At 55.1% G+C, this 14,822-nt stretch carries 13 protein-coding genes; 10 read left to right on the forward strand and 3 right to left on the reverse strand.

Annotation, left to right across the window (positions count from 1 at the left end; all coding sequences use genetic code 11):
- Window position 1 precedes the first annotated feature (1 nt).
- Together GCE01_RS10280 and GCE01_RS10285 are read right to left on the reverse strand one after the other, a co-directional pair.
- Window positions 2-577: a TetR/AcrR family transcriptional regulator gene (locus GCE01_RS10280; protein ID WP_099212774.1), complete on the reverse strand. Its 576-nt coding sequence runs from the start codon at window positions 575-577 to the stop codon at window positions 2-4.
- Between the two features lie 309 nt (window positions 578-886).
- Window positions 887-2,002 carry a pyridoxal phosphate-dependent aminotransferase gene (locus tag GCE01_RS10285; protein WP_099212775.1) on the reverse strand — a complete coding sequence of 372 codons (1,116 nt, stop codon included), beginning with the start codon at window positions 2,000-2,002 and terminating at the stop codon, window positions 887-889.
- A gap of 193 nt (window positions 2,003-2,195) precedes the next feature.
- Between GCE01_RS10285 and GCE01_RS10290 the strand changes: the two genes are divergently transcribed.
- From GCE01_RS10290 to ureG, 10 genes are all read left to right on the forward strand, one after another.
- Entirely contained in the window at window positions 2,196-4,790 is a 2,595-nt protein-coding gene (locus GCE01_RS10290; RefSeq protein WP_099212776.1) for a TonB-dependent receptor plug domain-containing protein, read from the forward strand.
- Window positions 4,791-5,143: 353 nt separating this feature from the next.
- Entirely contained in the window at window positions 5,144-7,579 is a 2,436-nt protein-coding gene (locus GCE01_RS10295) for a TonB-dependent receptor plug domain-containing protein (protein WP_099212777.1), read from the forward strand.
- Window positions 7,580-7,750: 171 nt separating this feature from the next.
- Window positions 7,751-8,680, forward strand: a complete 930-nt coding sequence (locus GCE01_RS10300; protein ID WP_167386153.1) for a HoxN/HupN/NixA family nickel/cobalt transporter — start codon at window positions 7,751-7,753, stop codon at window positions 8,678-8,680.
- Window positions 8,681-8,731: 51 nt separating this feature from the next.
- Window positions 8,732-9,559 (forward strand): urease accessory protein UreD, encoded by an 828-nt coding sequence (locus GCE01_RS10305; protein WP_099213033.1) that lies wholly within the window; start codon window positions 8,732-8,734, stop codon window positions 9,557-9,559.
- Between the two features lie 25 nt (window positions 9,560-9,584).
- Complete coding sequence (locus GCE01_RS10310; RefSeq protein ID WP_099212779.1) at window positions 9,585-9,887, forward strand: urease subunit gamma; 303 nt, start codon at window positions 9,585-9,587, stop codon at window positions 9,885-9,887.
- Entirely contained in the window at window positions 9,871-10,215 is a 345-nt protein-coding gene (locus GCE01_RS10315) for an urease subunit beta (protein ID WP_208611646.1), read from the forward strand. The genes GCE01_RS10310 and GCE01_RS10315 overlap by 17 nt, the downstream gene beginning before the upstream one ends.
- Complete coding sequence (gene ureC / locus GCE01_RS10320; RefSeq protein WP_174694832.1) at window positions 10,212-11,918, forward strand: urease subunit alpha; 1,707 nt, start codon at window positions 10,212-10,214, stop codon at window positions 11,916-11,918. The genes GCE01_RS10315 and ureC overlap by 4 nt, the downstream gene beginning before the upstream one ends.
- Complete coding sequence (locus GCE01_RS10325; protein ID WP_099212781.1) at window positions 11,918-12,412, forward strand: urease accessory protein UreE; 495 nt, start codon at window positions 11,918-11,920, stop codon at window positions 12,410-12,412. The genes ureC and GCE01_RS10325 overlap by 1 nt, the downstream gene beginning before the upstream one ends.
- On the forward strand, window positions 12,405-13,097 hold the full coding sequence (locus tag GCE01_RS10330; protein WP_099212782.1) for an urease accessory protein UreF: 693 nt from the start codon (window positions 12,405-12,407) through the stop codon (window positions 13,095-13,097). The genes GCE01_RS10325 and GCE01_RS10330 overlap by 8 nt, the downstream gene beginning before the upstream one ends.
- Window positions 13,094-13,708: an urease accessory protein UreG gene (gene ureG / locus GCE01_RS10335; protein WP_099212783.1), complete on the forward strand. Its 615-nt coding sequence runs from the start codon at window positions 13,094-13,096 to the stop codon at window positions 13,706-13,708. Before GCE01_RS10330 ends, ureG begins: the two co-directional genes overlap by 4 nt.
- 42 nt (window positions 13,709-13,750) lie before the next feature.
- On the opposite strand, the gene GCE01_RS10340 is transcribed toward ureG, so the two are convergent.
- The gene (locus GCE01_RS10340; protein ID WP_099212784.1) at window positions 13,751-14,821 is read right to left on the reverse strand and encodes an ornithine cyclodeaminase; all 1,071 of its coding nucleotides are present in this window, start codon (window positions 14,819-14,821) and stop codon (window positions 13,751-13,753) included.
- Window position 14,822 lies beyond the last annotated feature (1 nt).

Consider the following 14,822-nt stretch of genomic DNA (forward strand, 5'->3'; position numbering starts at 1 on the left):
TTCAGGAATTTTTCTCTGATTGTCCTGTAAGTTCAGTCATAAGCTTTTCCAGATCTTCACGGCTCTTTTGGCTTAGAAGATCGGTTTCAAGAATATCCCAGAGAGACAAGCCATCCATCGCTAAGCATGCTAGAAGCTGAGGCGTAGTGATGTTCTCGAAAAGCCCAATGGATTTGATGGTTTGCCAGTAATGGTGTGTCCATTCCTGACTGATTTGCGGATCAATCAGCATGGCAGCTAAAAGATGACGAATAATGACTGGCGGTGCGGATGTAGGGGCTTGTCCGATGCCAATATAGGCACGTGCAGCACGGCCGACTTTGACGGGATCATTTTGCATCGTTGCAAGAATGTGCTGCCGAAAGGCCTCCATTTCCCGGATGAAAAGACCATCGAGGAGGGCCTTTTTATTGCTGAAATGATGCAGAAGACCCCCTTTGCTCACGCCCGCTTCCTTCGCTACCAACTCAAGTGTGAAGGCCTGAATTCCCCGTGTTGTCAGGATCTGGGCGGCAGCATTCAGAAGATCGCTTTTCACGGCTTCCGGGCGGTTGGTGCGTTTGGGAAGGTTTGCCATAGATTTTCAAATACCGTCCGGACGGTATGTTTTCAAGGCGTTCAGCAAAAATTTTGTAGCGATGAGATTTATTGGTTGTGATGGGGGTGTCTTTCGTTGTTCAAAATGCGGGTGAAAGCCCTGTTATCAGAGCTCATTTCGGATTTCATAATCGGGATATAGCGCCTCGAAAAAAAATAAGCTTATACACCCCGTTGATCATGATCACTTCAGACCTGTTTCTGCAGAGAGCTAAAGCAGGCCTGATTACACGGAAGAATAGAGCTTTAATGCCTATATGCTCTAAGCTTTCTCGGAAGCCTGTCTATATTATCCGTGCTTGGGACTTCGAGAGACAGCCGCCAAAACGGCAGGTAACGTCTTCTGGAAAAGTTTGAGTTCGTCTGGCGTTGCCGTTCCCACGCGGATCCATGTTTCATAACCCGGAGCATCGAACGTCCGGATATTTACGCCCCGCTGTGCAAGCGCTTCTTTTACTGCCGAGGCGGATCTTTCGGTGTCGATATAAACAAACGTTCCTTGGCTTTCGAGGTACGAAAGTTTGTTCTCGTCACAAATCTTGTAAAGCATGTTTCGGCAGGTTTTGAGGTATTCAATCGCACCGGCTAAGTAGTGTTCATCACCAAGGCACGCCATTGCCGCGGCGTATCCAGGCTGATTGCGAGATGTTGTTGTGAGACCGTAGAGCTGACGGACGCGCGCTGGTTGCGCCAGGACATATCCAATTCTGAGGCCGGCCATTCCATAGACTTTTGAAAACGTCCGCGTCACAATGATATCCAGATCAGATTGGACGAGTGATGCCATTGTCTGCTGCATCGCGGCGGGAAGCAGTTCAAAGTAAGCTTCATCAATGATGACTGGAATGCTTTTTGCAACTTCGCGGCAGAAAGCTGTCAGCTGATCGTGTGGGATCATCTGACCTGTCGGGTTATTGGGGTTGCATAAATAGACTAGGGCCGTTTCTGCGTTGATGGCATTTTTCATGGCCGCCAAATCGACCTGATGGTTTTTCAGTGGAACAAAACGAGTTTTAACGCCGCGACGTGCAGCATACGATAAATGAGTGGAATATCCGGGTTGAGGGGCAATGATATGACCTTTCAGGCCGATATCGGTGCAAAGAAGAGAGAGAGCATCCAGTGAGCCGTTGGAAAGCGCGACTTTCTCACGCGGTAGATTTTCCCGCTTTCCAATAATGTCTCGCAGGGCATGTTCGTCTTCCACGTAGTAAGCGGCTTGCGAAATGCTCTGTGCAATGGCGCGTTTTGCGGCAGGAGAGGGGCCAAAAGGATTTTCTGTAACATTAAGCCGCGCATGTTTCAGCTCTGCGGCATGTGCAACCGATCGCGCTCCGATCGTGGCGATAGCAGGAAGGACGAGGCTGGCAGTCTGCAGTAGAGTGCGGCGATTGCAATGTGACAAAGTTGGATCTCCCGGTATTTCTCTGGCTGAATGCAAGCATCAGGATTAATTTAGAAATATAAATCGATAATTAATCAAGAAATATTATATAATATAACCTGCGGTTTCATATTTATTTCATCCTTTTCGCAGCAGGTTGGCTGTAGGAGAGCCTGGTTCACTGACCGCTGGTTCCTGCCTGGAAAATGTCTTCATGAAAATCAGAAAATCCCTCTTTGTAACTTCGTGCCTGTTTTCGTCGCTTTTGAGTGCAAGCGCCTACTCAGAAGATGCTGCGGGCTCCTCGAAAGCTAAGTCTGCGCCCGTAAAGCAGCATTCCGCAAAAACGAAGCCAGGTCATTCTGCTGAGGCTGGTAGCAATGAGACGCTGATTGTCACGGGAACACACGCCACAAATCGTAAAGCCCGGCAGAGCACAACGCCAATTTCCGTTATCTCGGCCGAGGTGTTGCGTCGTTCCGGAGAAATGAACCTCGCTCAAGCCATTACACGCACATATTCTTCCATCAACGTCAGCAACATGGGCAATGATGCGGGAGCTCTGACATCAGCTTTTCGGATGCGTGGGCTAAATCCCAACCAGGTTCTTGTTCTGGTAGATGGCAAGAGACGTCATACGACGGCCAATATCTACGCAGATGCGGGGCCTGCCTTCGGGGCGACGCCGGTCGACCTCAACATGATTCCGGCCGCCGCGATCGACCATATCGAGGTTCTGGAGGATGGTGCGGCGGCGCTCTATGGATCTGATGCCATCGCAGGTGTGGTGAACATCATTACCAAGAAGACAAATCACGGCCTGAACACCAGTTTTCAGACCGGCGCCAATGCTTATAACGGCGACGGGTGGCAGTATCAGGCCAGTGTCGACGGTGGCTTGTCTTTGGGGCGTGATGGATACCTGCACATCAGCGGTCAGCTGTATCATACGGATCATATGGTGCCGTATACTGAAGATCATCGCCTGCTGAACTACAAACCCGCAGGTGCGGGAACCTCTTTGTATACCGGCTCAGTCTCCGTGCCCAAAGATTCAAATAAGGTGACGAGCACGCCAGAGGAAACCCGACAGAACCTGAGTATAGATTTTGGGAAGAAGCTAACCGACGGTATCGAAGGTTATGGTTTGATTACGTATGCACATCGGCATGCTGAATCTTATCAGAACTATCGCGTTCCCAGTACACTCCCGTCGGTCTACCCTTATGGTTTTTCTCCGCTCGAAACGATTGAAGAAAATGATTACGCGGCAACTCTCGGTCTGAAAGGGAATAATTTTCTCGGCTTTTCATGGGATCTCAGCACCACATACGGCGCAGACGAGAACGATATAGGCGATAAAAACAGTATTAACGCCGGCATGTTGAGCAGCAATTGCCTTGTGCGTTCCGCGAACCCTGGGAGCACAAGTCCCTATCTTTCGACTGATGGCTGTGGATGGTCTCCCACGACAACGCGCGCTGAAACGTACCGTATGGCGCAATGGACGAACAATCTCGATTTCAAGAGAAACTTCAACATTGCTTCCAGAGTTCCGGTCACTGTCGCGTTTGGCGCAGAACATCGCCTTGAGACTTACAAAATCGAAGAGGGGACGCCACCCTCTTACGAAGCTGGCGGAATGGCAGGATATGTAGGCCTTCAACCGCAGAATGCTGGCAACTGGAGCCGCGATATCTGGGCGGGATATCTGGATGGTGACTTCCACCCGACGAAAAACTGGGACCTGGATTTCGCAGGTCGGTTTGAGCATTATACGGACGTTGGAAATACCGAAAACGGAAAAATTTCGACGCGCTATGATATTACGCCGCGCATTGCCGTTCGGGCGACAATCAGTAACGGATTCCGCGCGCCAACGCTGGCTGAACAGCATTTTAGTGCCATCAATGTTGGTGCAACCAGTGTGTCAGGCCTGCTACCCGTCAGCTCTGAATCTGCCCGTATTCTTGGTGCCGCCGCTCTTAAACCTGAAAGATCCACAAATGCCAGTGGAGGCTTTGTTCTGCAGCCTCTGAAAGACTTTCATGTCGAAGTGGATGCTTACCAGATCAATGTTCGCGATCGTATCATTGCGGGCGGTTCGACCAATGGGCAGACGGCCATTAATGCCGTTCAACAGTTAGGCTTTGTGCTGCCGTCTGGCCTCGACCCCAATGCTGTCAGTACGTACTATTTTGCGAACGGGGCCAGTACGCGAACGCAGGGTCTTGACGTAAAAGCTGATTATCTTCTGCATCTGCATAACTACGGAAATTTGGCGCTCTCTGCTTCACTTGATCTAAACCGGACGCGTCTGAGCCATGTAGGAACTACAACCGTCAATGGCGTGACGACACCTCTTTTGACGGCCGCCAGCGCTAGCTACATCACGACGTCTTATCCCCGCAGTAAGCTTATCCTGAATGCTTACTGGACGGTTGATAACTGGGATATCAACCTGCGGCAGACCCGGTATGGTGAAACAACGGCGATGCTGGCGTATCAGGACTGGACCCCGAGCAGTGCCCAGTGCGTCAGCAACGGTGTTGCTAGTGCATTACGGTATTCCAATAAGTGCTTTGCTCAATTCAAAAATACGCCACGGTGGCTTACCGATCTTGAAGTCGGATACCGTGTTAATTCGCACTGGCACCTCACTGTGGGAGCGAATAATATTTTCAATATCCGCCCTCGTCGGGTTAACGACCTAAACAATAATTATGGAGCGAGAATCTATGATGCTAATTCCGCTCAAGTGCCAATGACTGGCGGATATTACTTCGGCCGAATTGACGCTCACTTTTAAGGTTCATCAAAAATGGAGGGCGGGAGGAATTAAACCTACCCTCCATTCTTATGTTTACGTCTAAGCAGCGTACTTTTCTCGCAAATTTCAGTATTTTTACTTGTGGTTACTTATTATCGTCAGAACCGCGAAATCATGCCTGAAATTTCCATATCGATGCATCTTAGTAAGGATAAGATCAGCTTACGCTGGGGCGGAAAAAAACATACATTCCGTTATCGTTTCAAAGTCCGTTAAGTTTTCTTCCAGAGTGATCGGCGAAATGCGGAGGATCACTGGAGAAATGCTCTGAACTCTCTGATGTCTGAATTGGGCGACGGGCAGGGGGCAGATGGACGGGAAGAACATCAGCGATGAAGAAACTCTCAATTCCTCTTGGTGTGATGTTGCTCACATGTACGGCGAGCCAGTTAGTCGCTATGCATGCTTATGCAGGCGATATGAAGCTGCATGGCGGAGATGCTCAGTCTCCTAAGAAAGCGAGCGTTCATATTACCTTCAAGAAGAAAAATGTCTCTCGCCCTAAAGAAGACGAGACGCTGATTGTTACAGGAACGCGTGACCCTCACCAGACTGTCCGAAAAAGCGCCAGCCCTATTCAGGTTGTGACGTCTGCAGAAATTTCCAGAACCGGTCAGTCCGACCTTCGTGACGCCCTCACACAGCTGACACCATCTCTGACGCGTGCTCCGCTGCTGATCGGGAATGCCAACATGGTGGATGTGCTTCGTCTGCGTGGCCTATCTCCAAATCATACCCTTATTCTTGTAGACGGGAAGCGTCGGCATTCCACTTCGGTCCTTTCGAACAATTCCGGGCCGCAGCAAGGATCAAACGGCGTCGATATCGACATGATCCCGATTTCGGCAATAGACCATGTGGAAATCCTTCAGGATGGTGCTGCGGCACTTTATGGTTCGGACGCTGTCGCAGGTGTCATCAATATCATTCTCAAGCATCGCAAGTCTGGCATCACGATGCAGTCCACGAATGGTGGTCGTTATGCAGGGGATGGCTTTCAATCAGGTGAGTCGATCAATGCCGGTTTTGACCTGATGGGTCATGGGTTTTTCGATCTGAGTGCAGAATACAAATACCAGGACCATACGATCCGGAATTCGCCGGACAGTCGTACCGGAAAATACGATTTTAAAGATGAGGGAGACCCGCGGCAGCATCGGGGAACTCTGTCCTACAATATGCAGTATGACTTTCTTCCTGATCTGTCTCTGTATTCCTTTTCAACGTATGGGCATCGCTACGGCGAGAGTTACCAGGACGCGCGCGTCGCCTCCACGGATTGGCCCATGTATCCCAATGGCTTCAGCCCAAAGGAGAGCGTTACCGAAGATGATTACAGCGTAACCTTAGGTCTAAAAGGAGAGAAATTCGGCTGGAACTGGGACCTCAGTACGACGTATGGCAGTGATCATACATCCATGGATCTCTTTAACACCGTCAATCCGTCGCTTTATGCTGCGACAGGTGCGTCACCGTCTCGGTTCCATGAAATGGCGTTTACAAACACGCAATGGACAAACGATTTCGGAATTCATCGCAGTTTCCACACGCCTCTTTTTGCTGGTCCGATTAATCTCGCGATGGGCGCGCAGTATCGATATGACGAATTCGATATTATGGCGGGTGATGCCAACTCATATTATGGCACGGGACCGCAGGGTCTGCACGGACTGAGCCCTCAGAATGCGAGTGAGAGCAACCGTGATGTGACGGCAGGCTATGTCGAACTCTCTGCGCGGCCACTTAAAAACTGGCAGGTCGACTTTGCGGGCCGCTATGAATATTACACGGATGCCGGAGACACCACGACGGGTAAGGTCTCGACACGCTATGATTTCAATAAATATTTCGCTCTGCGGGGTACCATTTCCAACGGCTTTAGTGCGCCGTCGCTCCTGCAGGAGCATTGGTCCAACCTGTCTGTGGCACCGACTTATGCGACAGGCTATTTGCCCGTTAACTCCGCTGGCGCGCGTTTAATTGGGGCGAAGCCACTCCATCCTGAGCATACGATGAGCTACAGCGCCGGGTTTACGCTGGATCCACTGCCGCGATTGCACATCACTGTTGATGCGTATCAGATTGCTATCAAAAACCGAATTCTGGCAGCTGGTGTCTATAACGGAGCCAATGCCATTGAAGCCCTGCGTCTGAATGGCTTCTCCGTCCCGTCCACACTTGAGTCCAATGCTGTGACAGCATCCTATTATGCGAATGCAGCCAATACACGGACACGAGGGTTGGACGTCACAGCGCGTTATCAGACGCGGCTACAGAACTGGGGAAAGATTGACTGGGACGTAGCGCTCAATCTTAACGAAACCGACCTGACGCATGTTGGCAAAGACGGGAACGGCAATAGCCTTCTCAACTCCCAGCAGGCGGCCTACATCACAAGCTATACACCTAAGAACAAGCTGATTTTTGGTGGAACGTGGCAGTACAAGAAGCTCGGTGTCTCTGCGCATGAAGTCCGCTACGGACATGCCACATCGTCGCTGACTTATTACGAAGGGCCACTGGCCTACTCAAACACTGATTTCATGCGATATGTGAATAAGGCGCGGTTCGAGACCAATCTTGCCCTCTCCTATCAGGTCTTGCCGCAGCTTGGGCTGACGCTTGGGGGAAATAATGTCGGCAATGCAAAGCAACGCCGTATCCCAAAGGAGTTCCGTTATCTTGGAGCATTCCAATATGACTATCAGATCGAGCAACTTGGCTATAACGGCGGATATTATTATCTACAGGCCAATCTGAATTTCTGAGAATAAATCCCACCCGGATGATGTTGCCATTGTGGAAAAATGCATGATGCGACATTGTCTTTGGGGAGCAATGATCGTCTTGTGAAACGACGAAAGCGCATGTCAGACAATGGGAGAGGCTCTCTGACAGATAACAGTGTCCGCCCATGTCCGCAGAGGCGTTCTTTGATTGTGGGTCTTGTATTGATCAATGGCCTGGTATGGCTATTGGCCTTCATTTTCTTCCATGAAAATTCGCTCCTGCTGGGTGCAGCGGGTCTCTCCTATGGACTGGGGCTGCGGCACGCTCTCGATGCAGACCATATTGCCGTTATCGACAATGTGACGAGAGCGGCTTTGCGGGAGAAGAGAGAAGCACGCGCCGCAGGTCTCTTCTTCTCGCTTGGGCACTCCACGATTGTCTGTCTGGCGACCCTCATCGTTGTTCTGGCCGGCCAGCGTTATCATACGCAGATAGACGCATTCGCAGTACACGGCGGCCTGTTCGGAACATGGGTTTCGGCGCTGTTCCTCTGCATGGTGGCCGTCATGAACGCACTGACTTTCCGCGATCTTTGGCGCAGACGGAACGGCAGGGTTAATAATGGTCCAAGAGGACTATCTCGTATGCTGGAGCCTGTAATGCGTCAGGTGTCCGTCAGTTGGCATCTCTATCCAATCGGGTTTCTCTTTGGGCTAGGGTTTGATACGGCTTCCGAAATCAGCTTGCTAGGCATTTCCATCGTCCAGGGTGAGCATGGACTGCCGGTGTGGGAAATCATGATGTTCCCACTGCTTTTTACAGCCGGAATGGCGTTGCTGGACACTGCGGACAGTATGCTGATGCACGGTCTTTACAAAAGAGCCGAGCGTGGGACGGCCTCCAATCTCGCTTTAACCTTGGCATCCGTTATGCTGGCGTTTGTGATTGCGCTCATTGAAATAACCAACTTTTTTGGGGATAAGCTGCACGGACTGAGCATGCTCACAGATTTCGCGGGTTTCGTGTCAGCGCATTTTGAAATGATTGGCGCGTTTGTTTTCGGTGCGTCTGTTATTGGATGGATCTGGCTGAAGCCAGAACGTGAGACAGGACTGGAAGACATGCGTGGGAATATCTGAAATGCAGATTGACACGTCTTTTTGTCGACCAGGAAAATGCGGGAATTTCGCATGACTGCTGCGGTTCTTCAGCGTGCCAGAGGGTGGTTTAGCCTGACTGCGAAACTGCGAGACGGAGCGACCGTATGCGGTGATCTGGAGCAGGGAGGATGTTGCCGTCTCTTGTTTCCGCGCGTGGATAAAGGCGCTCTGGAGGCGGTCACGGTCAATATTTCCGGTGGTATCGCAGGCGGAGATCGGATCGAAGGACGCATTATCTGTAGCCCCGACACGGAACTACTGGTCACATCCCAAGCTGCAGAGCGCGTTTACCGAGCCCGCACAGCAGACAAGCCCTCAGAAATTCTCACCTCTTGCCATATCGCCACGCAGGCACGTCTGGACTGGATACCTCATGGAACGATCTTTTTTGATGGTAGCCAGTTGCGACGTCATATGACGGTTGAGATGGAGGCTTCCTCCAGCTTTCTTTTTCTGGAAAGCCGTATGTTTGGGCGTATCGGCTCAGGAGAGGTCATGCAGGTGCTAAATCTTCGTGACCGGTTGACGGTTCGCCGGGATGGCCGTCTGATTCTGGAAGATCTTCTGCGGCTGGAGAGTTCGGATGTGGCGCCCCTCCTGGCACAAAAAGCGATAGCCAACGATCAGTTTGCGGTGGCCACACTGGTGCTGGTGTCACCTGCCGCAGAAGGGCTTCTTGTGCCTGTCAGGGAAAAGCTGGAGGCTGTCGGGCCGCATGAGTTTGCCGCATCAGCATGGAATGGCATGCTGATCATTCGCGGAGTAGCATCCAGCGGATGGTTGCTGGAAAAGACGATCAGACAGATCCTGCCGGTCCTGCGGGACGGGCGCCCCATGCCGGCCACATGGCGGTCATGACACAGAGTTCGGAACGGAGCAGGACATGAAACTTACCCCCCGGGAAAAGGACAAGCTGCTGGTGGCAATGGCGGCAAACGTCGCGCGCCGTCGGCTGGAACGCGGTGTCGTGCTCAATTATCCGGAAGCCGTGGCCCTCATCACCGATCACGTCGTCGAAGGCGCCCGGGATGGCCGGAGCGTTGCTGAACTTATGGCCAGTGGCGGCCGCGTTCTGACGCGTGAACAGGTCATGCAGGGTGTGGCCGAAATGATTCATGACGTGCAGGTGGAAGCGACCTTTCCCGATGGCACAAAGCTGGTGACCGTTCATGACCCGATACGCTGAATCACTCGCAGCCGGTGCCATACCTGGAGAAATCCTGCCCGCCGAAGGCGAGATCGTGCTCAACGAAGGCCAGCCGCGCCAGACGCTTCTGGTGACCAATACTGGCGACCGGCCGGTGCAGGTCGGCAGCCATTATCATTTTGCCGAGGTCAACCCAGCCCTGAAATTCGACCGCGCGCAGGCCACAGGCTGGCGTCTGGACGTTGCGTCGGGCGGGGCCATTCGGTTTGAACCAGGGCAGGACCGCGAAGTCACGCTCGTCCCCCTGCGCGGCCTGCGGCGCGTCGTGGGCTTCCGGGGCGATGTCATGGGGAGTGTGGATCAGTGATGCGTCTTTCCAGACCTGACTATGTCGGACAGTTCGGCCCCACGGTCGGCGACCGCCTGCGCCTCGCCGATACAGCCCTTCTGGTCGAGATCGAGCGCGACTACACGACCTATGGCGAGGAAGTCCGCTTCGGCGGCGGCAAAACCATCCGCGACGGCATGGGCCAGTCGCAGGTCACGCGGGCCGAAGGGGCGGCGGATACTGTCATTACCAATGCGGTGATTATCGACCATTGGGGTATCGTCAAGGCCGACGTTTCGATCCGCGAGGGACGGATCGCGGCCATCGGCAAGGCAGGCAACCCCGATATCCAGCCAGGTGTGGACATCATTATTGGTCCGGGCACCGAAATCATCGCGGGCGAAGGCAAGATCCTGACCGCCGGCGGGATCGACAGCCACATCCATTTCATCTGCCCGCAGCAGATCGAGGAAGCACTGGCATCGGGCATCACGACCATGCTCGGCGGCGGTACCGGCCCTGCCACCGGCACGGCCGCCACAACCTGCACACCCGGCCCCTGGCATCTGGCGCGGATGCTTCAGGCGGCGGAAGCCTTCCCGGTCAATCTGGCGTTCGCGGGCAAGGGCAACGCCTCCCGCCCGGATGGGCTGGAGGAAATGGTGCGCGCCGGGGCCTGCTGCCTCAAACTGCATGAAGACTGGGGCTCAACCCCCGCCGCCATCGACTGCTGCCTGAGCGTTGCGGACCGCATGGACGTGCAGGTCATGATCCATACCGATACGCTGAACGAAAGCGGCTTCGTCGAGGACACGATCGCCGCCTTTCAGGGCCGCACGATCCACGCCTTCCATACGGAAGGCGCGGGCGGAGGCCATGCGCCGGACATCATCCGCGTGGCAGGCCTGCCCAACGTGCTGCCGTCTTCGACAAACCCCACGCGTCCGTTCACCGTCAATACGCTGGACGAACATCTGGACATGCTGATGGTCTGCCATCACCTGGACCAGCGGGTGCCGGAAGACATCGCCTTTGCCGAAAGCCGCATCCGTCGTGAGACGATTGCTGCGGAGGACATCTTTCATGACATGGGCGTGCTGTCGATGATGTCATCAGACAGTCAGGCCATGGGACGTGTGGGTGAGGTTCCACTGCGGACCTGGCAGACGGCGCATAAAATGAAGGTCCAGCGCGGCGCACTTCTGGGGGATGGCGCTGCGGATAATGCCCGCGTGAAGCGCTATATCGCCAAATACACCATCAATCCCGCTATCTCCCATGGACTGTCCCATGAAGTCGGATCAATCGAAGTCGGCAAGCTCGCGGATCTGGTCCTGTGGGAACCCGCTTTCTTCGGCGTCAAACCCGATCTGGTCATCAAGGGCGGCGCCATCGTCTATGCGATGATGGGCGATCCCAACGCCTCGATCCCCACACCGCAGCCCGTGCATGGCCGCATGATGTTCGGCGGCTATGGCGGCGCGCTGACCCATACCAGCCTGACCTTCGTGTCACAGGCCGCGCTGGAAGACGATGTTGGCAAAAAGCTGGGTCTGCGTCGGCCGCTCTCGGCCGTCTCGAACGTGCGTGGCGGGATTGGCAAACGCAGCATGATCCATAACGACGCCATGCCCCATATTGAAGTCGACCCCGAAACCTATGAAGTGCGGGCCGATGGCGTGCTCCTGACCTGCGAGCCCGCCGAAGTCCTGCCCATGGCCCAGAGGTATTTCCTGTTCTGATGACCCAAATCCTGGATATCCTTCCCGCCGGAAGCTGGCCCGAAACTGAGGCCAGCGGCACCTTCGTCGCCGATTATGAAGGGCGACACCGTCGCCGGATGATGCTGACCCTGCAAAACGGTGAGAAAATCCGGCTGGAGCTGGAACATGCCCGTTTGCTTCAGGCCGGGGAAGGGCTGCGCCTGGAGGATGGCCGCATCATCCGCGTGGAAGCCCTGCCCGAAGAGCTGATGGAAGTCACGGCCCATAGCCCCCTGCAACTACTTCAGCTTGCGTGGCATCTGGGCAACCGCCACCTGGCCGCCGCGATTGCCGAACATCGCATCCTCGTGCGCTACGATCACGTCATCGCCGACATGATCCACGGTCTGGGCGGCCATGTGCGCCGGGTGGAAGCACCGTTCGACCCGGAAAGCGGGGCCTATGCTTCCCGCTCGGGCGGCCACGAACCGCACCATCACGGGGACGGGCACCATCACCACACGCATGACTGAAACCCCGCTCCCGCAGACAGGCGCCGCCTTCCTGCGCCTCCTGTCATGGGTGTCGCCAGCCTTTCCAACGGGCGGATACGCCTACAGCCACGGTCTGGAATGGGCGGTGGAAAGCGGAGACGTCACGGATGTCGCCACACTCTGCGACTGGATTGGCTGCCTCCTGGAGCACGGCGCGCCGGGCAGCGACCTGATCATCCTTCAGGAGGCCTGGAGCGCCGCGCACGACATGCCCCGCCTGCGTGCTCTGGCGGAATTTGCCTGCGCCTGCGCCTCATCGCGGGAGCGGTATGACGAAACAGTCTATCAGGGCGAAGCCTTCCTCAAGGCCGCATCCGTCTGGCCGGTCACGCCCGATCCGTCCGAACTGCGCGGCACGCGCTGGCCGCTGCCGGTCGCGCAGGGGCTGGTCTTCCGGCGCGGCGGCATCACGCGCGAGCAGGCGCTGCTGTCGGGTGGATACACCACCATCGCCGCCCTTGTCTCCGCGGCGGTGCGTCTGGTCCCACTCCCACTCGGGCAGACGGACGGCCTGCACGCTCTGGCCCGGCTGGAACCGCGTCTCTCACGCGCCATGAATGTTACGGAACATCGGACCCTGGACGATGTCGGGGGCGCGTGCTTCCGCTCCGACCTCGCGGCCATGCATCACGAAACCCAGACAACGAGGTTGTTCAGAACATGACAAAAGCAAAACACGGGCCGCTGCGGGTCGGCGTCGGCGGACCGGTGGGGACGGGCAAGACCGCCCTGATGGATGCCCTGTGCCGGACCTTCCGCGACGAGTACAACATCGCCGCCATCACGAACGACATCTATACGCGCGAAGACGCCGAGTTCCTGACCCGCGCGGGCTCCCTCCCGCCGGAACGGATCAAGGGGATCGAAACGGGCGGCTGCCCCCATACGGCCATCCGCGAAGACGCCAGCATCAATCTGGCGGGCATCGCCGAACTGACGGAACGCTTCGAGGGGCTGGATCTGGTTCTGGTGGAAAGCGGCGGCGATAATCTGGCCGCGACCTTCAGCCCCGAACTGGCGGACCTGACGATCTATGTGATTGATGTCTCGGCAGGGGACAAGATTCCCCGCAAGGGTGGGCCCGGTATTACCCGGAGCGACCTTCTGGTCATCAACAAGATCGATCTCGCACCCTATGTCGGTGCCGATCTGGGTGTTATGGACCGCGATAGCAAAAAGATGCGCGGTGCGCGGCCGTTTGTTTTCGCCAATATCCGCGCTGGCGAGGGCGTGCCCGAAATCGCCCGTTTCATCGTCGAGCAGGGCGGCCTCTAAGGCCTGATCTGGCTGCCTCGTGGAGGCAGCCAGAATACTGTTTCAGGGCGTGTCCGTGCCCTTGGAGCGCTGAAGCATCCCGAACAGATCGCGCGGATCATCAGGATCGGCCACCATGTCGAGCTTTTCGTACAGACCGGTTGCTTCCAGCTTGTCGCGAACATAGCGCAGGGCGGAGAAGTCCTCGATTGCGAAACCTACGGAATCAAACAGCGTGATCTGGCTGTCACTGGCGCGGCCTTTGGCCTCACCGTTAATGACCTGCCACAGCTCCGTGACGGGATGGTCTTCCGGAAGCTGCTGGATTTCACCTTCAATGCGCGTCTGAGGCGGATATTCCGCAAAAATCGTGGAACGCAGCAGAATATCGCGCTGAAGTTCTGTCTTGCCCGGGCAGTCACCACCAACGGCGTTAATATGAATGCCAGCACCGACCATATTGTCGGACAAAATTGTTGCGCATTGCTTGTCCGCTGTGACGGTCGTGATGATGTCGGCGCCTTCTACGGCCTCCTCACTGGTCTTGCAGATTGTAATGTCAAAGCCCTGTCCGCTCAGGTTACGGGCACATTTTTCCGAAGCTGCCCGGTCGAGATCATACAGACGCAGCGCTTGAATGCCGACAATTTCGCGAAAGGCCATGGCCTGGAATTCAGACTGTGCGCCGTTTCCGATGATGGCCATTGTCTTGGCGTTTGCCGGAGCCAGATATTTTGCTGCCATGGCGGATGTTGCTGCCGTGCGAAGCGCGGTCAGCAGTGTCATTTCGGACAGGAGTACCGGGTAGCCAGATGCGACATCCGCCAGCATACCAAAGGCCGTTACGGTCTGAAGACCTTCCTTCATGTTCTTCGGATGGCCGTTGACGTATTTGAACCCGTATAGGCTGCTGTCGCTCGTGGGCATCAGTTCGATGACGCCTTCGGCGGAGTGAGCGGCTACACGCGGGGTTTTGTCGAATTCAGGCCAGCGCTTGAAGTCAGCCTCCAGATATTCTCCAAGTTCGCGCAGAAAGGTCTCAATCCCGATCGTATGGACGAGCGCCATCATGTTCTGGACCGACACGAACGGCACAAAGGCGAGATGTGAAGGGGCGGGAGCAGAAAAAGGCATC

The organism is Gluconobacter cerinus (genome assembly GCF_002723935.1).
GTDB lineage: Bacteria > Pseudomonadota > Alphaproteobacteria > Acetobacterales > Acetobacteraceae > Gluconobacter > Gluconobacter cerinus.